11 protein-coding genes are annotated in these 23,242 nt (G+C 57.5%); all 11 read left to right on the top strand.

The genetic code is table 11. From position 1 onward, the window contains the following. Positions 1-123: 123 nt before the first annotated feature. The 11 genes from Pla100_RS06770 to Pla100_RS06720 all read left to right on the top strand — a co-directional run bounded on the left by Pla100_RS06770 (position 124) and on the right by Pla100_RS06720 (position 23,227). Positions 124-906, top strand: a complete 783-nt coding sequence (locus Pla100_RS06770; protein WP_231602789.1) for an RNA polymerase sigma factor — start codon at positions 124-126, stop codon at positions 904-906. A gap of 23 nt (positions 907-929) precedes the next feature. Then, positions 930-3,566 (top strand): DUF1549 and DUF1553 domain-containing protein, encoded by a 2,637-nt coding sequence (locus Pla100_RS06765; protein ID WP_231602788.1) that lies wholly within the window; start codon positions 930-932, stop codon positions 3,564-3,566. A gap of 17 nt (positions 3,567-3,583) precedes the next feature. Next, positions 3,584-4,915 carry a DUF1501 domain-containing protein gene (locus Pla100_RS06760; protein ID WP_146576918.1) on the top strand — a complete coding sequence of 444 codons (1,332 nt, stop codon included), beginning with the start codon at positions 3,584-3,586 and terminating at the stop codon, positions 4,913-4,915. Beyond that, positions 4,912-6,651, top strand: coding sequence for an EF-hand domain-containing protein (locus Pla100_RS06755; RefSeq protein ID WP_146576917.1), 1,740 nt, complete (start codon positions 4,912-4,914; stop codon positions 6,649-6,651). The genes Pla100_RS06760 and Pla100_RS06755 overlap by 4 nt, the downstream gene beginning before the upstream one ends. Before the next feature lie 14 nt (positions 6,652-6,665). After that, on the top strand, positions 6,666-7,745 hold the full coding sequence (locus Pla100_RS06750; protein ID WP_146576916.1) for an AAA family ATPase: 1,080 nt from the start codon (positions 6,666-6,668) through the stop codon (positions 7,743-7,745). Positions 7,746-7,833: 88 nt separating this feature from the next. Next, positions 7,834-8,805: a DUF58 domain-containing protein gene (locus Pla100_RS06745; protein WP_146576915.1), complete on the top strand. Its 972-nt coding sequence runs from the start codon at positions 7,834-7,836 to the stop codon at positions 8,803-8,805. Then, entirely contained in the window at positions 8,802-11,195 is a 2,394-nt protein-coding gene (locus tag Pla100_RS06740) for a BatA domain-containing protein (RefSeq protein WP_146576914.1), read from the top strand. Before Pla100_RS06745 ends, Pla100_RS06740 begins: the two co-directional genes overlap by 4 nt. 3 nt (positions 11,196-11,198) lie before the next feature. Continuing rightward, a complete protein-coding gene (locus tag Pla100_RS06735; protein WP_146576913.1) occupies positions 11,199-14,096 on the top strand; it encodes a hypothetical protein in 2,898 nt (965 codons plus the stop codon). A gap of 2 nt (positions 14,097-14,098) precedes the next feature. Then, entirely contained in the window at positions 14,099-19,006 is a 4,908-nt protein-coding gene (locus Pla100_RS06730) for a hypothetical protein (RefSeq protein WP_231602787.1), read from the top strand. 197 nt (positions 19,007-19,203) lie between these two features. After that, the gene (locus tag Pla100_RS06725) at positions 19,204-20,361 is read left to right on the top strand and encodes a prenyltransferase/squalene oxidase repeat-containing protein (protein WP_231602786.1); all 1,158 of its coding nucleotides are present in this window, start codon (positions 19,204-19,206) and stop codon (positions 20,359-20,361) included. Positions 20,362-20,500: 139 nt separating this feature from the next. Then, on the top strand, positions 20,501-23,227 hold the full coding sequence (locus Pla100_RS06720) for a DUF1583 domain-containing protein (RefSeq protein WP_146576912.1): 2,727 nt from the start codon (positions 20,501-20,503) through the stop codon (positions 23,225-23,227). Positions 23,228-23,242 lie beyond the last annotated feature (15 nt).

The raw sequence follows: 23,242 nt of genomic DNA, 5'->3' as shown, positions 1-23,242 counted from the left end.
GGGCGATTCATGAAATGAACCGCCTGAACAGCAATCGAGATACAAGTTCGCTATCATGCACGACTATTTTTGTCTTTTTGTAGAAAACGTCGCGTGATTCTGCTGCGGCGTGCGACCATCATCGTGAACGTCGCAACAGCGGCAGAAAAACAAAGGTGGCGATTGGCGAGGCTGGGTTTGAATAACGCCGAATTGATTGACGCATTACGAGCCAGGGACCCCGTCGCTGCGAGGCATCTCAACGATTGCTTGGTGCCATCGATTTGGCGATACGTCTACTTCCGCGTCGATCGCGACCCGCATTTAACCGAAGACATCGTCGCCGAAACGGTTCTAGCGCTGGTATCGGCAGCCAGTTCCGAAGACGCGATCACCATTAACAACCCATCCGCTTGGCTTCGCACCGTGGCGCTGCGGCGAATCCAAGATCACTTCCGCGCTGTCGCACGTGTGCAACATCTGATCGAACGAGCCGAACAAAACACAGGTTGTGGACAACCCGACCCAGCCATCGAGTACGACGAAGCACTTGACCGCCAACAAGTTCGTGATGCGATGGAGAGGTTGCCTGAACATTACCGACTCGCATTGGAATGGAAGTACGTCGACTCATTAAGCGTGGCGAAGATCGCCGAGCGACTCGGAACCACCGAAAAGGGTGCGGAGGCGGTTCTGTTTCGTGCCCGTCGCGACCTTCGTCGTCATTTGCAGTCCGAACACACATCGCCACCGACGGCAGAATCGGCCAACGCACAGGCAAACTTGCAGGCCAATCAACGAGCCGCCGGTTCGGTCGACACCGAACCTCCCCATCAAAGTCACGGTCGTTCGACGGCGTCGCCGGAGAACGCGTCCCGTGAAGAAACGTCCATCTTGTTCAAGCTTCGTTTGGCTCAAGATCATTGAGCCGAGGTAGCGCAGGTCGAATCATGACATCGAAATTGACATCCCATCTCCCGCCTGACGACTTCGAAATGCCATCAGGCTGTCAAGCCGATGCTGCAGAGGATCAGGCGATCGCGTCAATGTTAGCCGACGCGTACGATGCTCCGCCTGTGCCACGCTCGTTGACCAAACGGCTCGATGCAGGATTCACGGAGCAGTGGGGCCACTCGCCTCAACTCGCGTCGTCCAATCGTGGCGAGTCCAAAACACGAATTCGATCCTACTCCTCTGCCAAACGATCGATGTGGTTTGCCGGAGCGATTGCTGCAAGCTTGATCTGCGCTTTCGTCCTCGTTGGTAGTTCGGGGCAAGTCGCTTGGGCGGCCGTGGTCGCGGCCATGCAGCGCTGTGGAATGGTTCAGATCAGTAACGATCAAGTCAGCCGTTGGCTCGATTTGGAGAACGGAGTCGCATGCGAGCAAACCGCCGAACAAACCCAATGGATCGATCTGGGGCGAGGCATCGCGCTGACGTACTTCGATCCAAACCAACCGCCCCTAAAAGAATCGCTGCACGTCGCCCATGGCTCAAGTTCTTCGCGTGAGGCATTGTTGGCTGTGTTCCTGTTGGGCGAGCCGCTATCGGCCAAATCCCTGGAACGGTTTCGTGGTGTGCGTGTCGTCGAACAACAAACGGGTCGTGAAGGCGAGGATTCGGATTCAGCCGTCGAATTGCAAGTGCGGTTGGCGACCACCGTCGATGAACGATTCGATCTGTCGTTACAACTTGATCCAGAAACCAACTTGCCGCTATCGATCGCGTCGGCAACCCAAGCGATGCGGGAATCATCGAGCCAGTTGGATCGTCGATCGCTAAGCTATTCGCAAGAGTCGACCGAACAATTGCGCAGTCGACTCCTTGCCAGTGATGCCGCGATCGCCTTGGCCGCTCGAGAGAAATCGGGTTTGGACGATGCCAATGATTTGCTCGACGATTCGCCAGCCCGCGTCGAGCCGAAGTCGACCGGCGATGTCGCGATGACCGACACGGTTCACTCCAATGAAAAAACGAACGACGATGCACGACAAACCTTGACCGCATCATTGCCGATCGGGGCCACGACCAAGTGGAAACCGGTCACGGTGATCGATCGCAGCGATGTGGAAGTCCAACAAGAAGTCGACCGGATCTTGACGGAGTTATGGAAGGATGAACAGATCGAACCGGTTCCCCAGGCGAGCGATCTGCAATTGCTGCGTCGTGCTTATCTGGATCTGGCGGGTCGCACTCCGACGGTCACCGAAGTGCGTGAGTACTTAAACAACACCTCGGACGATCGTTACCAGCGTCTGATCGAACGCTTGCTCGACAGCCCCGATCATGCGTCGCAGATGGCGGCGGTTTGGCGATCGTTTTTGATTCCTGAAGGAGTCGACCTGGACGCCTTGGGGGGGCGTGAGGCGTTCGAGAAATGGTTGTCCGAGCAGTTTGCCGCCGACGAGCCGTATGACCAGATCGTCCGCAAGTTGTTGCTGGCCGAAGGACGCCTTTCGCGATCCGGCCCGCTGTTGTTTTACAGTGCGTTGAAGTTGAATGCGGACCAATTGGCGGCGCGGACTTCGCGGGTCTTCCTCGGCATGCGGCTCGAGTGTGCCCAATGCCACGATCATCCCTTTGAACCGTGGACCCAAAAGGACTTCTGGAGCTACGCGGCGTTCTTTGCTCAGATTTCACGACCCAAGGGAGACCTGGAAAGCGTTTCAACCCTCATGCGTGTCCAGGACGTTGACCGCGGCGAAGTGATGTTGCCGGATACCGAAGTGGTGATCCAGCCTCGGTTCTTGGGCCAATCGGCGGCGGAGCAACAAGACGATGCATCCGCGGCGGATGACCTTTCCCCGCGACGTCAGCGATTGGCGAATTGGTTGACCGGACCGGACAACCCGTACTTTGCGCGAGCGACGGTCAATCGTGTTTGGAGCCACATGTTCGGACGCGGAATCGTGGATCCGGTGGACGACTTTGGCGATAACAATCATCCGGTTTCGCCCGAGTTGCTCGATACGCTGGCCAGCCAATTCATCGAAAGCGAATTCGATCTGAAGACGCTGATTCGCACGATCGCTCTATCGAAAGCCTACCAATTGTCCAGCAGTTCAGACCGTGCGGGCGAATCGGTCGCCGATACCGCAAAGCGACTTGAAATGTTCGCTCAGATGAACGTCAAAACATTGACCGCCGAACAGTTGTACGACTGCATCGCCGTCGCCACGCTGCTCGATCCACAAAACGCATCGACTTCGCAGTACGTGTTGACGCGGTTCGGGAACAGCGAGCGGGAACAGTTCCTGCAACAATTCGCCTCGCCATCGACCAGCCGCTCGGAGTATCTGGCCGGCATCCCACAAGCGTTGATGTTGATGAACGGCTCGCTGATCGCCCAAGCGACCGGCGAGGGAAGCAGCGGTTTGATTGAGTCGCTCGACGCGCCGTTCTTCACCGACGCCCAGCGGATCGACGTGCTGTTCATGGCGACGCTGTCGCGACCGGCGCGGCCCGATGAGATGAAGTTGGTTGCCGAGTTCTTACCTGCTGGCGCGACCGCCTCCCAGCGTCGCAGCGGATTGGCCGATTTGCTGTGGGCGTTGATCAACAGTTCCGAGTTCACCCTGAACCATTGAATTTGAAAGTGACAGATATGTTTGCTCAACCCTCACGACGACGCTTTCTGCAATCGATGGCAGCCGGTTTTGGAACCGTCAGCGCCAGCGGCTGGTTTCCCGCGTTAGCGCAAGCCGCCGCAGCCGATCCCAAGCGTCGACGACACTGCATCCTATTGTGGATGAGCGGTGGACCGACGCAAACCGACACGTTTGACATGAAGCCCAACCATGAAAACGGCGGCGAGTTCAAAGAAGTCCAAACGGCGGCACCCGGTTTACGGTTCAGCGAACACCTGCCCAAGCTCGGTTCGATGGCCGACAAGTTGGCGGTGATGCGAGGGCTATCGACGAAGGAAGGTGACCACGGCCGTGGAACCTACTTGATGCGAACCGGTCAGAAGCCGATGGGGCCGATCCAGTATCCTTGCATCGGTTCGGCACTCGGCAAGCAACTCGGCGGCGACGCACTGACCCTGCCGACCAACGTCAGCATCGGCACCTACCGAGCGTTCAACCAAGAAGCGTTCAGCCCCGGTTTCTTGGGTCCGCGTTTCGGGCCGTTGTTCGTCGGTGCGACCGATGTTCCCGGCGCGGTGACCAACGACGAAGCTGGCTTTCCGAATTTGAAAGTCCAATACTTGGATCGCGCCGACGGCATCTCGCCCGAGCGGATGGATCAGCGTTTGCAAATGTGGCGACGGTTGCAGTCACAATTCGTGGCCACGCGTCAGTCGGGCGCGGCGGGAATGCACAACGAGGTTTATGAAGGAGCCGTGCGGCTGATGAACAGCGAAGACGCGAAGGCGTTTGACCTTTCTAGTGAACCGGAAAAACTTCGCGAAGCTTACGGAAAGAATGTGTTCGGCCAAGGCTGCCTGATGGCGCGGCGATTGATCCAGCGCGGCGTTCCGTTTGTCGAAGTCTCGCTGGGAACCGGCAGCACCTCGGTCGGCTGGGACACGCATACCGACAATTTTAATGCGGTGAAGGATCTGTCCAAGATTCTCGATGACGGCTGGGGCACGTTGATGCAAGATTTGGAAAGCCACGGCTTACTTGAATCGACGACGATCCTTTGGATGGGCGAGTTCGGACGCACGCCGACGATCAATCCCACCGCCGGCCGTGATCATTTCCCGGCCGCCTGGACGAGTGTCTTGGCCGGTGGCGGCATAGCGGGGGGACAGGCTTACGGTGCAACGAGCGCCGACGGAAACGAAGTCGTCGATGGTAAAATCGGCGTTCAGGATTTGCTCAGCACCCTCTGCAAGGCGATCGGCTTGGGCAGTGCGCCGAGCAACATGGCTCCCAGTGGTCGACCGATTCCGATTGCCGAAGGTCGCGTCATCGAGGAGATTTTGGTATGAGCATGCCAGTGGCTCCTGTGAACCGAATGGTCACGCCGATCCTGCTAATGGGAATCGTCTGTGCGATCGCAAACGCGGAAGAGAACGACGCTGCGCCGATCGTGACTGTTGCGGTCAAGAGACTCGATCGCAGCACGCCGACGATGCAGCAAACCGATGCGATGCCAGTCATGATGGCTCTCGCGTCACCGCCACCGACGTTGCCCGCCGAACGCTTTCCTCAATACCGGATCGGCTACCAACGCGCCGACGCGTTGCTGCAATCACAAGTTACCGAGGGAACGGTTTGCTTTCTTTTGACCGATCCGGCGATTCTCGATTCGGTCGGTCGTCCGCTGCTTCTGGAAGCAACCATTCTCATCGACGGCGAACCGTTTTCAGCCGTTCGTGATTCTCAGGCGGCAACTCAGTTGGCGGCGTCAAGGGAATCGCCTGCTTCCGATCCCGATTTGCAACAACCCATTCTTGACACTGAGCCAGTTGATGAAGAGCCAACCAGTGATGAGTCGGTCGAAGTTGAAGTCGTTGCTCCCAAAGAACTCGGTGCCGAAGCGGACGAAACAAAGACCAATGAAACGGAGCCCGAGCCAGACGATCCCGAACCCGAGAGCGAACCGGTGACACCCGCAACCGAACCGGTTTACAGCTTGACCAGCAACTCCGCCGAACTGATGCGTCGATACGCCGACGCGATCGGTGAACAATTAGAAGAACCGGAGGCAGGTTGGTTGATGACACACTGGACCGATGGTCCCACGCTGTTGCTGCTTCATCCGTACTATCAAAGTTTTCGGGCCGATCAACGGCCGGTCTTCACAATTCTGGACCGAGACGGCGACGGTGTTATTGCCAAAGATGAACTCGAAGCGGTGGACGAATCGTTCGGACGTTGCGACGTCAATCGCGACGGCATTGTCGATGTGTTGGAGCTATCCGGTGCTGCCGACAAGTTGCGTGATCCCACCGTCGCGACCGATGCGCCGGGGCCGTTGTTCTGGTTGTTATCCGATGTCGGCGGCATTTCAGAACAGGACGCTGAACTGTATCGCTCACTTGCCGTTCTCGACAAGAATCAGAACGGAAGGATCGATGCGGACGAAGTCGATTCGCTGACCAACCAATCTCCTGATATTTGCGTGACTGTCGCCTTCCTTTCGGCCGATGCCGGTGGATCCAAATTGCACGTGACCGAAATCCATCCGGAAAGAAAGGCCGACGTTCGCGGTGATGGCGATGGCGTCGATATCTCGATCGGTCCATTGATGATTCACTTGTCCGCGATTCAAGAGACCGACTTGCAAAACCACTCGGGACAAATCGCGATCGGTGCGGTCGTCGACGGTTACCCGCTGTTGCCTGAACTCGACCCCAACGACGATGGTCGCTTCACCATCCGCGAACGTCGAACGTTGACCGAGCGACTGCGAGCCAAAGATCGCGACGATGATCGATCGTTGACCTCGCAAGAATGCTTATCACCCATTCGCGTCTGCATCGGGCTTGGGCCAATCGTGCATCAAGAACTTGCAAACGTGCGAGCTTCAAGATCGGTTATCGTCACCGAAAGTGTCAGCGGTCCCGAATGGTTTACTCGCATGGACCGCAACCGAGACAACGACTTGACACGCGGTGAGTTTCCCGGCACCGACGAACAGTTCTTGGCATTGGACGCCGATGGCGACTCGCTGGTCAGCGCCAGCGAAGCAAACAACTTTGAACAGCAATCCGACAACTAAATACGGAATCCCCGATGACCAACCGACTCGATGAAATCGCCAAACCGAGCCAAAATGGCCCCCTCAATCACGTCAATGACAAGCCGGTCGATGTGGCGGCGGCGGTCGATCAATTGCACGATCAGCTCAACGAACTGCGCACGCAATTGGCCGGTGTCATCGTCGGCCAACATGCGGTCGCCGAACAGTTGTTGATCGGCATCCTGTGCCGCGGTCATTGCATTCTGCAAGGCATGCCGGGGCTGGCCAAAACGATGCTGGTGTCGACGCTGGCATCGCTGACCGAAATGACGTTCCGCCGCGTTCAGTTCACGCCCGACCTGATGCCTGGCGACATTACCGGTACCGAAGTTTTGGAAGAAGACCACACGACCGGCAAGCGAATCTTTCGATTCGTCGAAGGCCCACTGTTCGGCAACGTGATCCTGGCGGACGAAATCAACCGCACACCGCCGAAAACACAAAGTGCGTTGTTGGAAGCGATGCAGGAGCGACAATTAACCGTTTGTGGCAAAACGTATCGGTTGCCCGACCCGTTCTTTGTTCTCGCGACGCAGAACCCGGTCGAAACCGAAGGAACCTATCCGCTCCCCGAAGCTCAACTGGATCGTTTTCTTTTAAAAATTCACGTTCGTTATCCGTCGCGTGAAGAAGAGTTGGAGATCGCTCGGCGTCAAACGACCGATTACGCGTTTCAGACCAAAACGGTTTTGAACGAAGAACAAATCCACCAGATGCAATCGTTGGTGCGCAGCGTGGTCGTCTCCGATCACGTCTACGCGGCGGCATTGGATTTGGTCCGCGGCACGCGTCCCGAAGAAGGGATAATGTCCAAGGAATTGCAGAACATGGTCCAGTGGGGTGCCGGACCACGGGCGACGATCTCGTTGTTGATGGCGGCCAAAGCGAGAGCGCTGCTACATCGTCGTTGCCACGCGACGACCGAAGATTTGATCGCGGTCGCTCCTCCTGTTCTCAGGCACCGGATCATCTTGACGTTCAATGCCGAAGCGGCGGGCGTCGATGCGGACTCGGTGCTGGAAAAGATGATCCAGCAAACGCCGTCATTGAAGAACAAGCCGGTCGCCTCTTAGTGGTGGCGACTTTCAGTCGCCAAGACCTGAAACGTCGACTGAAAGTCGACGCCACGTTCAGAATCCTTCACCCCTTTGAATTGCGTTCATGCTCAAGCTCTTCCGCCGCTCCAACATTCAGCCTTCGGCTTCGCCCAGCGATTCCCGATCGCATGCGTATGCCGACTTGGTCGATCCGGTCGTCATGGACCAGATCGGCAATTTGGAGTTCCTGTCGCGGACCGTCGTCGACGGGTTGCTGGCCGGAAAGCATCGCTCGACGACCAAAGGCGGATGTTGCGAATTCGCTCAACACCGTCAGTACGCACCGGGCGATGAAATCCGACAGATCGACTGGCAAGTTTACGCCCGCAACGATCGCTACTTCATTCGTCAATTCGAAGAGGAAACGAATCTGCACGCGATGCTGGCCATCGACGCTAGCGGATCGATGAAGTTTGGTTTGTCGACGATCAGCAAGCTGGACTTCGCCAAACGGGCTGCGGCTTGTTTGGCGAGATTGTTATTGCATCAACGCGACGCGGTCGGATTGACGGTTTTAAATGAGTCGGCCGCCAAGTTTGTCCCCGCCAAACAGCACGCCGCGCACTTGCGAGCCATCTTGGCGACGTTGCAAGCGGCCGATGCCGAAGGGGCCGGAGGCCTGAGCGGCCAGATCCAGCACTGCATCGCCAGGCAACGTCGACGTGGTTTGTTCGTCTTGCTCTCGGATTGTTTCGGCGACTTGCAAGAACTTGCCACCGCACTGCGGATCGTGCGGGCTCGGGGCCATGACGTCGTCGTGATGCATGTTCTAGCACCGGAGGAGTTATCGTTCGATTTCCGGCGTTGGTCGGCGTTTCAATCGCTCGAAAGCTCGGCCCAGCGTCTGCATTTGGATCCACCAGCGGTTCGCCAACAATACCTTCAGCGTGTCCAGAAGTTCGTGGCCGAACTGGAGGATCTGGTCGTCGGATTGGGTGGCGACTACGTGCGATTGACGACGGCGACCGACCTGGGTGATGCGTTGGGCTGGTTTTTGCGAAACCGGATGGCTCGCAAAGGAGGCAGCCGCACATGAGCTTCATCGGAATCGGTTTTCTGTTCGCGTTGCCCCTGGTCGCGGCGCCACTGTTGCTGCATCTGTTTGATCGCCGACGCAACGAGGTGATCGAGTGGGGCGCGATGCAGTTCCTGGTCGAAGCGTCGGCGCGAAAGACCAGTGCGCGGCGGCTGAAACAGTGGCTGCTGTTGTTGCTGCGTTGTTTGGCGATCGCGGCGTTGATCTTCGCACTCGCCCGACCGTTGTTGCCGGCGGGCTATTTGGGCGGCATCGATCGCGGTGAAACGATTTTGGTGATCGACAATTCGATGTCGATGTCTCGCAAAACATCCACCGGAACGATGATCGAAACCGCCGTGCAGCGGGCTGCGAAAATCATCGAGGAACTGCCCAAGAACGAAGACGTGCGGATTCTGACGACGGCTCCCTATCCGACCTGGGCCGAAGCGGGCACGGTACGCGACGATCACCGCGATCGCACGCGGATCACCAAACAACTCGACGAGCTGGCCGCGACCCAAGGCCGTAGCGATTTGTTGGCGGCGTTGTTCACAGCGGCGCAGGTCGAAAACGAATCCGCAGTCAACTCGCGGCGAATCGTGGTGATGACCGACGGACAAGCCGCCGACTGGCGAATGGACGACGAAGCGGGTTGGAAGCGATTGCAAGAGGTTTTGCAAGAGACGCTTGTTCGCACTCACATCGATACGGTGCGTTTAGACCAAGTCGCATCCTCACCGGGTTTGGGCAATCTGGGAATTGATCGCGTTGCCATCGATCGTTCGGTTGTCGGTGTCGATTGGCCTGTCACGGCGACAGCAACGCTGCACAACTATGGCTCGCAATCGATCGGTTCGGGCGAGTTGGTTTGGCAGATCGATGGCCAAGAACAAAGTCGTCAAACGCTCGAAACGATCGAAGGCGAGCAAACCTCGGAGGCGAATTGGAAACATGCGTTTGCCGCAACGGGAACCTACCGGATCAGTTGCCGAATCGATCGCGACGATGACTTGCCCGCTGATAACACAGCCAGCTTTGTCGTCGAGGTCGTCGATCGCATCCCGATCGTGATCGTCGAAGGCGCGATGGAACTGGCGGAAATGCAACAGGACGGCTACTTCGTGCAAGCCGCCTTGGGATGGATCAACAATCAACCTCTCGATGCATCGTCGATTTATGTTCCCACTCTGGTGACGCCCGATGTGTTGCCGACGATGGACCTGAGCAAGCAACGCGTGGTCGTGATTCCCAACCTGACACGTCTGTCCGAAGATTCGGTGCGTGTGTTGACGGAATTCGTCAGCGAAGGCGGCGGGTTATGGATCGGTCTGGGACCGCGCACCGACATTGATTTCTTTAATCATCATCTGTTCGCCGACGCCAGCGGTTTGGCTCCGCTGCGGATCGATCGCATCGTCGACGGAGTTGCCGCGGATACGGATACCGACAGCGAGGCGTTGGTCGATCCCGATCATCAAACGCGTATCGACCCGTTTCGTAGCGATCACCCGGCGACGAAACAACTGGCCGACAACAACCAATTGGATTTAGCGGACACGCAGATCCGGCGACACTTTCGATTCGCAACCAATGACGATGCGGAAGGATTGTCGGTGCTGATTCGTTTGAACGACGGATCGCCGTTGGCGGCTGAAAACTTTATTGGAACGGGGCGAGTGATCGTCCAAGCGGTGCCGTTGCGGCTGCAGTGGAGCGATCTTGCCCGAACGCAATCGTTTGTGGTGATGGTTCGCGATTGGATCGAATATCTGGCCGAGCCACGGGCAACACAATACAACCTCGAACCGGGCCAACCGATCGTTTACCGCGTGGCGGAATCGGATACAGGATCGCATTCGGAAATAGGAGCACAGTGGAACGGTTCGACACCGATCGAAGAGGCTCCGACCGGTTTGCTGCGAACGCCGCTAAGTGAATCGATTGAATTGACCGCTCAACCGCGTGAGGAGGCGATGGAGTTTCGCTCCAGTCGCACACGGCTTCCCGGAGCGTATCAATTGGAAATCGGTTTGGCCGATCGCGTCGTTCCTTATCAAGTGATGCGTTCGCCGGAAGAGTCCGACTTAACCGCACTCGATTCGGCAGCTTGGCAGCGAATCGAAGGGATTCTAACGGCGGAACCTCCAGCGGAACGATTGGCACAGGCCAGTTCGACGCAAGCCGATCCGATCTGGCCCTACTTGCTGATCGGATTGATCGCCTTGATCACCGGCGAGTTGGCCCTGTCGGGAATGATGGCTCGTGAACGGTTTGGCTCGGCGGGAGTTCCCGAATTTTCCGAGATCGGGGCCTCGCCACTGAAAGCCGAGTCGTTCGTCACGACTGCGTCTACGCTACGTGACGAAACGCCAAAGCCGCCTACGTCAGCTTCAGTGGAGGTGCGTTAAGCGATGAACGCAACCGAAACCGAAACAAATGAGTTTCTGTCGCTCGATCACCCCTTTCACACCGAGTTTGTGGTGTTGTTGGGATTGGCGTGTGCGGCGATCTTGATTTGGGCATTGCTGCGTGAACGTGCGATCCTCGGCCGGCGAACCACGGCGTTGTTTTTTGGATTGCGAATCGCGGCGTTTACCGGCGCGTTCTGGATGCTGTTGGCTCCGACGAGCGTGTTGGAGAAATCGACGACGACTCGCAAAGCGGTGGTGCTGGTGACCGACGCGAGCGCCAGCATGACGACGGTCGATCCCGCCGGCACGGCCGACGATGGGCGCTGGGCCTCGTTTGCATCCGGTGAACAGCAACCAAGTGAACAGCAACCAAGTGAACAGCAACCAAGTGACGAGCGCCAGCCGATCGAGTTGGCGGACCGTTCGATCGCCGCTCTTGGGATCGCGCATCGTGAACTGTCCGGTGCCGTCGATGCGATGCAGCAGCACGGTGCCGAAACGCTCGTTGCCGAACATTTAGGCGTTGCCAATCAAGCGATCTTACGGTGTCAGACGCATCTGGACGGACTGCGTGACCGGTCTTCGCAGTGGGCGGCGGCCCCCGAGTCGACCAGCGAATCGCTGTTGAACCGATTGAACGGATTACTCGTCAGCCCCGAGTTTGATTCGCTGGGCGAGCTGGTCGACATGCTGCAAAGCGGTCGCACGCCAAAGGAGGCCGGTTGGCGCGAAGCGTTGCCCGACTGGATCGGTCGCGTCGCCACTACCTCGCGCGTCTTTCGCGAGTTGGCCGATCAATTGCAGCAACTCCCACCATCGAGTGATTCCGAAGACGCCTCCGCGATGGCTCGCTTTGTCGGCAAGTCACGCAGCGAACGCGTGGCGAGCTTCTTAGAGCAATTCGAGCAATCTTCTGCGTCTGGGATTCGCGAGACTGCGGATCTGCGTTGGTGCGTGTTTGATCAAGCGACACGCAACTTCCGCGACAGTCAAGAAGCGATTCCCTATTTAGCAACGCTTGCCGATCGCGAACAACTCGCCACTCAGACGAACTTGACATCCGCCTTGCAACACGTCGATCAAATGCATCGCGATCAACCGATTGCGGCGACGTTCGTGCTGTCCGACGTCGCGCACAACGAAGCCGCCGGCCGCAAACCGACCGACGTGGCGACGCAGTTGGGTTCGGTGCCGGTCTACGTCGTCCCGATCGGCAATGAACTGCGGCTACGAGACATCGACTTGGTTTCCGTGTCGGCGCCGACGGTCGCGATGCGAAACGACGATGTGGTCATTGAAGCGCATCTGGGCATTTATCAATGCGCCGGCGAACGCTGCACGGTTCAGTTGTTGCGTGGCGGCGAGGTCGTTGATTTTCGCAACGTGCTGATCGAATCGAACGCGGAAACACGAAGCGTGCAGTTCGAACAACGCGTTTCGGAAATCGGGACGGCAGCCTTTCAGATCGCCGTTCAACCGCTCAGCGGCGAAATGACCAACGAGAACAACTTTGACGAAATCGAAATCAACGTCACCCGCAGCGATATCAAAGTCTTGTTGGCCGACGAACTGCCGCGGTGGGAATACCGCTACCTCGCTCAATTGTTTCGTCGCGATCCGAAGGTCGAGTTGGATGAGTTGCTTTTCCGGCCACGGATGATCGCGACCGGCCAGCGGCAAGCGACACAATCGTTTCCCGTATCGGTCGATCAGTGGGATCATTACGACGTCGTGATCCTTGGCGATTTACCAATCGAACACCTGCCCGTCGCGTCACAGGAATCGTTATTGCAGTATCTGCGAACACGCAGCGGCACGGTGATCCTGATCGCCGGCCAGCAATCGATGCCGCAGGCGTACGTCGATCATCCGCTGCACGACATCGTCCCGGTGCGTCCCATCGATTCGGCGCTCGAGTCGCCGGGCCAGTTCGCGTTTGAAGTTACCGAGGCGGGCAAATCCCATGCGGCGTTGATGATCGGCGAAACCGAACAGGCAACGCGAAGTGCGTGGGAGTTCGTCAATCAGTTCTCGCCGCTTGATCAAGTTTCGCGTTGGCGAACTCCCTTGCCGACGGCGCAAAGTCTGATCTCCGCCGTTCCCCGCAATCAAACGTTGGTGATGTCGGATCCGCGATTGACCCAGTCGAGTTTTCTGTGCTGGCAACCGGTCGGTCGCGGTCGAGTGATCTATTTGTCCGGTCCGGATACATATCGTTTGCGATTCCTGCGCGGTGACCGTTTGCATTACCGGTTTTGGGGTCAACTGATGCGGTGGGCGATCGCTGCGGACATGTCATCTGGCAGCAAGATGGTTCGCATTCGAACGGCCAAGTCGCTGTACGAAACCGATCAATCGGTCGATGTCGAAGTCGCTCTGCTGGACGCCGATGGAGATCCCGTCATTCAGGAGCAACCCGACACCGATACGTTGCATCTGCGTTTGACCGTCGGCGACCAACTGCGAACCGTGCCGCTGGCGCACGATGCGGATCGACCGGGACATTACCGTGCCGACATTCGTGAGCTTTCGCCGGGCGTCTATCAAGCTCAACCGGCCGGCAACCTGATCGAGATGTTGTTGTCGAGCGAACAAGCATCTGCGGAGGGCCGATTCGAAGAAGCGATCGCGACCTTCACCGTTCAAGCCGACTTGCCGGCGGAGTTGGTTGATACGCGAACCAATCGAGTCTTGGCCAACCAAGTCGCCCAGGCGACCGGCGGGCAGGTTTTGCCGCCGACGGCCGTTGACGAAATCTTAGCACTGACCGACCTGCAACCGGTCGTGACGCACAGTATCCAGCGTGAACCATTGTGGTCGCGTTGGCGGTACCTGTGGCTGATCTTTGGATGCTTACAAACGGAATGGATCATCCGCAAATGGAGAGGACTTTCATAGCCATGTCGACCACGTTATCCCCACATCGTTTCCCCTCGGCGATCAAAGGCAAACTGCAATGGGTTCGCTGGCGTCACGCGGCGACCTCGCTGGCGTTCGCTTTGGCCTTCGCCTGTGGCGTCGGTCTGTTGCTGATGTTCGCCGCCATGGGGATCGATTGGTTGTATCCGTTCGCTCCCACTTGGCTGCGGATGTCATTAACCGCAGCGACGGCAGCCGCAGCGATCGGTGTTGCCTGCCGACTGGGGATCGGACCGGTTCGCCGCGCGTTGCATTGGGCACGCGCCGCCGACGCTGTTGACCATGACGTCCCCGAATTGGAAGAACGTTGGTCGACCGTGACCAGCCTGTCATCGCGGGACGTTTCGCAGTGGTCGCCGATCGAACGAGCCATGGCGGCGCAGGTCACCAGCGAAGCGATCGCGATGGAACGAATCGTTCAGCCGCGTCGGGTGGGGCCTCCTGTGTCACTACGCCCGGCGGTTGCAACGGCTGCGGTGGGAGCCGGATGCATCGCGGCAATGTTCGCGATTGCTCCGCAACAAACGTCGGTATTGATGCGACGTTTCTTATCCCCCGCATCGTTGATCACTGCGACGCAGTTAGATAGCGTAACGGGCGACCAAATGGTTCCACGCGGGGAATCGCTCGAACTGATCATTCGAATGCAGGGCGTCCCTCGATCAACGGCAACGCTCACAATCGGCTATCCCGACGGTCGTGTGCAAGATGTTCAATTGCGGCCCAATGAAACGACCAACGACCAGTTCACTCATTCCCTTCGCGTCGACGAATCGATGTCGTATCGCGTCCGGGCCGGAGATGCTCAAACGCCTTGGCATCAACTGCAAGTGATCGATTATCCCGAACTGGAAGAGGTCCGGCTAACGATCGAATTCCCAGAGTACACCGATCGCGAAAGTGTCCAGCGGGATGGGTTTCCGCGTCGGATGAAAGTCGTCCAAGGAAGTGTCTTGCGTTTGTCGATCAAGCCGGTCGAGCGGCTGGAAAGCTGTGTGCTGTCACTGGTTCATCCGAATGCGTCTCCTTCGGCAACCGTTTCGAGTCAAGAATCAACCGAGACGGTCGAACACCTTTTGACCGCCGATGCGGACAACTGGTACCACTTCGAAATGCAGTTGGTCGAAGACGTTTTGTTGCAGCCCAAGCTGCTCAGCACCCATGGACTGGAGAACCGACGGCGACAGTTTACTCGAATCGACGTGATCGCCGACAAGGCACCGGTCGCCCGCGTCATCAAGCCAACCGACGAGATGGCGGTCGCCGAAGACGCCACGATCGACATCGAATTCGAAGCCCACGACGACCATGGAATTGCGACGGCCGAGTTGGTCATTTACGACGAATCGCAGCGGGACACCGAAGGCAATGCCAAGGTCTTGAAAGTGCAGCCGATCTCGCTGGATGAGCAAACGATGCAACGTCATGTGATGGGAAAGACCACGCTCGATCTGAAAGAGCTAGGTTTGACCGAAGGCCAACAGATCAGCTACGCCGTGCGTGTCACCGACAACCGCAACGTCCGCTTGAGCGACGATCGGGAAGCAACGCCGCAGACGGCGTTGGCGGAGCGTGAAGCCGACGCGACCAATCGCTCGCCGTTGAACGCTTCGGCTGCTGATCCCGAAGCACTAGCCAATCCATTCCCGTCTGACAAAGTGACAGCGCAGGAATCGGGCGACGGACTGACGAAAACTGAGCCGATGGCGCTAGCCACGGGCATCGCAGCCGCCAACCCCAACGACCCACAGCCCGCGGCTAACGCCGTCGGCACACACAATCAATCTCCGTCTGACAAAGTGACAGCGCAGGAATCGGGCGACGGCCAGACGAAAAGTGAGCCGATGGCGATAGCCACGGGCATCGAAGCCGCTAACCCCAACGACCCACAGCCCGCAGCTAACGCCGTCGGCTCACACAATCAATCTCCGTCTGACAAAGTGACAGCGCAGGAATCGGGCGACGGCCAGACGAAAAGTGAGCCGATGGCGCTAGCCACGGGCATCGAAGCCACCAACCCCAACGACCCGCAGCCCGCAGCTAACGCCGTCGGCTCACACAATCAATCTCCGTCTGACAAAGTGACAGCGCAGGAATCGGGCGACGGCCAGACGAAAAGTGAGCCGATGGCGCTAGCCACGGGCATCGAAGCCACCAACCCCAACGACCCGCAGCCCGCTGCTAACGCCGTCGGCTCACACAGTCAAGCACTGCCATCAGCTCAGGCTGGCGGCGAAGCATCCGAATCGGTCGATATGTCTCAGGCCGCTTCGGCTGAAAACGTGGCGACATCACAAAAGACCAGTAAACCGGCGATGCAATCCGAAACGGCCGAGACAAGGCCTTCGGCCACCGATAATCCGTTGGCCCGTTCGCAATCGTCGCTGGCCAACGTTTCGCAATCGCCGCAATCGCAAAACATTTCCAGTTCCAACGGCACGCAGCAATCAAAAACCGCCAGCCCCGATCGTAGTGGCGACATTCAGTCGCCAAGTCCTGAAACGGCGACTGAAAGTCGCCGCCACGTGCGCAATGCATCACCGATGCTAACGGGCCAGCGAAGTCGCCAGGGACAGAACACGTTGACCGGGCGTCGACGATTGAAGATCACAGCAACACTCTCCGCGCTCGCCGACGCCGAAGACCGACCTGGCGACGACCAAACGATCCGTGAATCGGTCGTCGAGATCGATCGAATGCTGACGGAAATCGAAATGGGATTGCAGAAGCTGGTCGACGGAATGATCGCCGATGCGGATCGTGGTGAACAGCTCCGCCGCCTCGACGCGGGGCTCGGCAATGTCGAAACCTTTGTTGCCGATCTGCGGGAACAGACTAAGGAAAATCAATTCGCCTTCGTCGGTCTGCAAATGGTTGACATCACTCGCACGCACATCACGCCGGCACGCGACCGAGTCTTCGCCGGCAGCCAACGACCGGGCGCGAGCGATGTCGATGCCAAGATGGGGCTGCAGCACGTGTTGCGTGCTCGCGAACTGCTGGCCGCTTTGTTGAAACGCTATGACCGCGTCGAACAGGAAAAGAAGCTCGAAGAGGAAATGGACGAAGCGGTCACGATGTACGAGGTGTACGTCCAAAAGCGTCGTCAGTTGATGCGAGAAGCACGGCAGAACCTCAATCCGCTGGACCGCAAGATGGGAATCATCGAAGTCGATCAAGCCTACTTGGATCGCCTAGCCGAAGTGATCAAGCTTCGCCGTGAAATGATGGATGAGTTCGCCCAGATGCTCGGCGATGATCCGCGACTTCTGTCTCGCTACATGGAACTCACCAAACGACGGCAGGCTTCCTTGAGGGATCAATTGACCGAAATCGCACAGCGTCAATTTGACATGACCGAAGAGACGCTCAACTGGCTGCAAATTGATGACTCGCAGCGTGCCGATCTGTGGATGGTGATCATTGAGTTGCGTCTCGCCGCCGCAGATGACTTGGCCAAAGACGCCTCCGAACTGGCCGAACGTGTTGAGAAACAGATGCCGTTGGATGTCGAGTTGGCTGCCGGGACGCCCGCTGAAATCATCGCTCAGACCAAGCAAATCGCATCCGCCGCCCGAACGATACGGATGGATGCCGATGATGTGGCCGCCGAATACGGAAAGGCCAAAGATCCGAATCAACTTCGCGGCAACGCGAGTTCCCTGGTCCTTCAGTGCGAACGATTGTTCGCCTTGTTGGATCGGTTGCAGTTTGAAAACAACGGCAATGAAGGGATCAATCAATACGTCGAATCACGCATTCAAGAATCTCGCGCCGTCGCCGACCAAGCCGCGTTGTGGATGAATCTGAGTAACAGCATCGCTTCGGATTCGTATCCCGCCTTGGTCGAAACCGAGCAGCATCGATTGGCGATCACGACGCAATTACTACGAGTCAGCATGCTGGAAATGGAAAGCGACCTGGTCGCTCAGTTCCAACGCATCCTCGACACAGACTTGCCGGGGGAAATCAAAGACATGATTCGGACGCTGCATCGTTTGATGGAATCGATCACCTTCAACCAACTCGCAGCCTCGTTCCGGTCGGGACAAGGTCGTTTGGAACCCGCTTCGGAACAACAACAGTTGGCATCCGATCGACTGTCCGAAGCGGAGGCTTTGTTCGATCAAATCCGCCGCGCGGTCGTTGAGCGTTTGGACGAGAACGATCCCAATGATCCCAACATCGCCGACTTGCAAGACCCAACCTTGGACGCCTTCCTGGCCCAATTAGAACGCGAACCGAACATCGCGGCACAACTGGGCATTCCAAACCGCCGCTCCAATTTGCGAATTCGAGCCGATACGATGCTGTGGCAACAATCCCCGCTTGGCGCTTTAGCCATGTCGGCCAATGCGGCGGGCGAGCGTGCTCGGCAAGCGATGAAGATGCAGCGGAAAGAAAGCGACGCGGACGGCGAACAGGGCAAACCGAAGAAGCCAGAAGATCGAGCCGACAAGCCCGAACCCAAAGAACTATCACCCGAAGAGCAGCAACAACGCGAAGCCGCCAAAGAAGCTCAAGACCGCCTGACGAAGACGCTGGCCGAAATCGAAAAGCAGCAACAAGATTCCCAGTTGCCGCGCGAGCAACGCGAGCGACTGGAGAAAGTAGCTGAAGATCTCCGCCGATTGCTCGATGCTCCCGACGGCGATCAGTCCGCGCAACAAGCTTGGGATCGTGTGGTCCAAGCCGACCAAGCCAATGAGTTGATGCGAGCGATGGCGGCTGGCGAATCGATTCCCGATGAACAATGGAACCGCTTGCTTTCGACGCTCGACGACGGCCTCTGGCAAACACGTGGCAACCGGCCGCCCGAAGCGTATCGCAAAGCGATCGAACAATACCAAGACCAGATTCGTGAACTCTTGCCAACGGTGGATGAGTGATGGTGCTTCAAGACGCTCATTCTCACGGCTTTAGTGATCCTCGTGCTCTTACTCGTACTCGTGCTCGTGCTCAGGCGCAGCCGGTGCTCGTAATCGATCGAAACGCAATCGAATCGAGTACGAGTACGAGCACCATTTCATTGAGCACGAGTGCGATTACGAGCACGATTCCTGGGCATCCTTCACGCCGGAAGTTCTTGAGTCTGCTGATCTTGCTTTTTCTCATCCCACGTCCTCCCATCTTCGCTCAAGAAACAACTTCATCAAACCCAAGCGGCATCATCGAAACGAGTACGAATCTGAGTGCTGCGCTCCCCGCCAGCGATTGGGCTCGCGTCGAAACGTCGGTCGACCGTGGACTGCAATGGCTGGCCAGCCAGCAAGCCGAAGACGGCCGCTTCCCCAGTGACGAAGCCGGACAACCGGCGGTAACCGCGATGGGCGTGATGGCGTTCTTGGCTCGCGGACACTTACCCGATCAAGGTCGCTACGGCGTAACAATATCAAGGGCCATCGACTTCGTGCTCAGCACCCAGCGACGCCGTGGCTATTTCTCGTTGTTGCCTGTGTTGCCACCGGTCGAGCATCTGAACCCTTCGCAAACGGTGATCTACAACCATTCGATCGCTGGTTTGATGTTGGGTGAAGTCTACGGCATGTGTTCCGGTGAACGATCGCAACAGATCGAGCAAGCGTTGTTACGGGCGCTGGCGTTTCATCGCGAAGTGCAATCGCGAACCAAGGGGAAGAAATCGGACATCGGTGGTTGGCGTTACGGCTATCCGGAAAGCCCCGAAGCGGCGTCGGACATGTCAGTCACGGGCTGGGCCTTGATGTTCCTGCGTTCGGCTCGCAACGCCGAGTTCAATGTCCCGAAACAGTACTTCGACGAAGGACTCGACTTCGTCCAGCTTTGCTACGAACCCGATCCGGGGCAGCACGAGAAGGGTGTCTTTCGCTATCGACCCCATGCCTCGCAAACCGAACCGCAAATCACGTTGGCCAACACCGCATCGGCCACGTTGACGCTGATCCTGGGAGGCCGCCACCGGCACGAGGGCGTCGCCACTTCGATCCGCTGGTTCCGCAGTCGCGAGTACCCCAATCCGTGGCAGAACAATTATTATTACTTGGCGACCTACTACAGCAGCCAAGCAATGGCCCAAGTCGGCGGTGAAGCCTGGGAACAGATATTCCCTCAAATCGCGGCTGGTTTATTGAAGGAACAAACCGACGAGGGTGCTTGGCCACCCGGCGGTGCGAACGAACGCCGATTCGGTTCCACCTACAGCACCTCGTTGGCGGTTTTAGCCCTCACACCGGCTTACGGGTTGCTGCCAATTTATCAACGCTAGTGTTCTGTTCCAACTTGATTTTAGGGTGCCTATCATCGTGGCACGGTGGTCCCCACCGTGAACCACGGCGGGGACCGCCGTGCCACGATACGCCAACCCGAACTTAACGTTGGAACAAAACACTAGTAGCATCGTGCTCATGCTCTCCTATCCTGCCGACCGAAAAACGCACGTTATCTTTCGCCGTTTCGTCGCGGGGCGGAACGTTCTTTTATTTTTGTTTCTGGTGATCTTGGCGGCCGTTGGCCCACGGCCATGCTGCCTCGCCGAGTCGCTGCGCAGCGATTCGGCCGCAGCACAATGGATTATCGGGAACGAATCGCTGCTCAACACGTTGGCGTTCTATCAACGACTTGACGAGTTGCCCGCCGGCGACCAGTTCGTGCGGTTGCGGGACAACGTGTTTCCGCCGGAATCGGATTGGATCCGCATTGAAGCGGTCGCGGCCCCTCGAACCTGGCCGGCATCCCGTGCTGCTCAATTGGCAATACGCTTTCCGACACTCGCGTCGCAGGACGATCCGACGGTTCTGTCCGCTTTCCGGCCGCCGGTATTATTGGCTCCCGCCGTATCTCTAGTCGACGTTGCGGCACAACTGGATCGTCTGTCAGAAATCGAAACGCTGTTGGAGAATCGAGCGAAAAATCCAGTGAACTCGGATACGGATGCGTTGATACTCAAGTCTCTATTGGCCATCGCACGGCGGCAACCGGACCAAGCAACTGAGCAGATGTTCGCCCTCTCCGACGTGCTGGAAAAGAAGCAACAGGTCCAACATTCGATAGGCGGAATTCTCGCCTTGGTTTGGAAAACGAGCCCCAATGCGACATTGCGTGAACCGAGCATGGCGTTGGCAATGCGTTGCTATGAGTTAGCACGCATCGGGGGCTCACCGCTCAACGAACTTTGGAAACGGCACAGCTTTGCCACGCACTACCGACTGCAAGCTGCCGCGGGTGAAGTCGGCGTTACCGACACGGCGTCATCCTCGACGACCGCAGGACGCTGGCATGCCGTCTCGCGCAGCACGGTGGCAATGTCCGGGCAGGGTTACCCGGCGGCGTTGTGGCGGTTGACGCAGGGTCAAGCGTCAAAAATGTCGCCGAGTGATCGAGACTTTCTGATGTTCGATATACCTTTAACGGGTGATTTCGCAGTCGAGGCGATCGTCAGTGCGTTCAACTACCACGAAACTCAACTGGGGTATGGCGGTACTTGGACCGGCCCCACCTATGATCACAAAACGCTCATGCGCGGTCATTTTGCTCGCGATCACTCGACGTTGAACTTATCACCGCCGCTGGACGAGATCACTGATTCGATGCGAGTACGTTTGGAGGTGCGTGACGATACCGTGACTACCTTGATCAATGGCCGCCGAGTCAATCAGACTGCCGTTTCCGTGTCGGATCCGTGGTTGACGATCTTCAGCGATTGGTACACCCACGGCTGGGTAAGAAATCTCCGCATCCTCGGTGAGCCGCTGATTCCCGATTCGATCGATCTGCTGGCCGACGAACGGTTGCTCGGCTGGGACGCGTATTACGGATCAGTCGAAGGCGACGATGCCGATTGGCAGTCGATGGAAACGGCAGACTACGAGGAACCGAAGCAGAAATCGGAAAAGAATTCGACATTCGTTCTAAGAGGAAAACAACGCGACCTGATCGCGGGCAGTTATTGCGAACGGCTGCTTCGATACCATCGACCCATACTCGAAGACGCAACGTTCTCGTACGAGTTCTACTATCGAACCGGTTCGCATGGCGTTCATCCGGCGATCGGGAACCAAGCTTTCGTGCTCAATCCTGATGGCCAGATCGCAACTCACGATCTGACCGATGGTGTCGAAGAGCGTCTGGGAAAACATCCGCAGCCACCACTAGGCACGGGTCTCTCACTCGACGGTTCGCCGCTGCGCAGCGGCCAGTGGAACCAAATGGAAATTGCCATTCGCGGTGACCGGATCCGATTCACTCTCAATTCCGAACCGATCTATGAAACACTCCTGACCGACGTTTTTCCTCGCGTGTTCGGATTGTTTCATTACTGCGACCAAACCGAAGCCTTAGTGCGAAACCTTCGCTGGAGCGGCGGATGGCGGAAGGAACTCGAAGCCGTCAGGAAGCAACGGCTTACCGATCCGACGTTGGAGCAGATATTGGCGGGATCGGAAATGAAGCATACCTTTCGCCATTCCTTTGCTGATGGTCTACCGCTGGACATCTTTGCGATCATGGGCGAGGGTTGGAAAGAAAACCTGACACAGCTTCCCAGTGGGATTCGATTGGTGCGGCCGGGTGGCAATTATGTTCACTACACGATCACGCCTGACTTGCAGATCGACGGCGATTTTGATGTGATTGCGGACTTCGAGGACTTTGGAGCATCGACCGCCTCGGGAGGCGATGGAAACATCAAATTGATGCTCGGCTTTTCCGAAAACAACACCGATTATCGCATGTATCGAAAGTTCTCGCGATTTGCCAAAAAAGAGCTTGGTCAACAAATGATCCAAGCCGGTTACTTCTATTCGCGTGACGGACAACGTGTTTACGAGTTCCCCAAATTGACCAGTGAAGCGTCGAGCGGAGGACGGCTTCGCTTCATTCGTCGCGGCGATCAATTGCATTTTCTATTCGCCGCCAATGATTCCACTTACTTCCGGCTGTTTCATATCGAACCTGCTCCCAAAGGTCCAACACGGATCGGCGGCATCGGGTTGGGCATCGAGGCGACCAGAGCGGGCGAGACCAAGGTCACTTGGAAATCTTTGGAAGTACATGCGGAGCATGTAAGCGGCAAGGCGATGGTGAAGTCGCGATCGCTCGAACAACTCAACCAATCTCGTGACCAACTTCCTTAGTCAGTCGAGCTCAAC

Origin of the sequence: Neorhodopirellula pilleata, from assembly GCF_007859915.1 — a bacterium.
In the GTDB taxonomy this organism is placed as follows: domain Bacteria; phylum Planctomycetota; class Planctomycetia; order Pirellulales; family Pirellulaceae; genus Rhodopirellula; species Rhodopirellula pilleata.
This window is presented reverse-complemented; position numbering and strand designations above follow the sequence as displayed.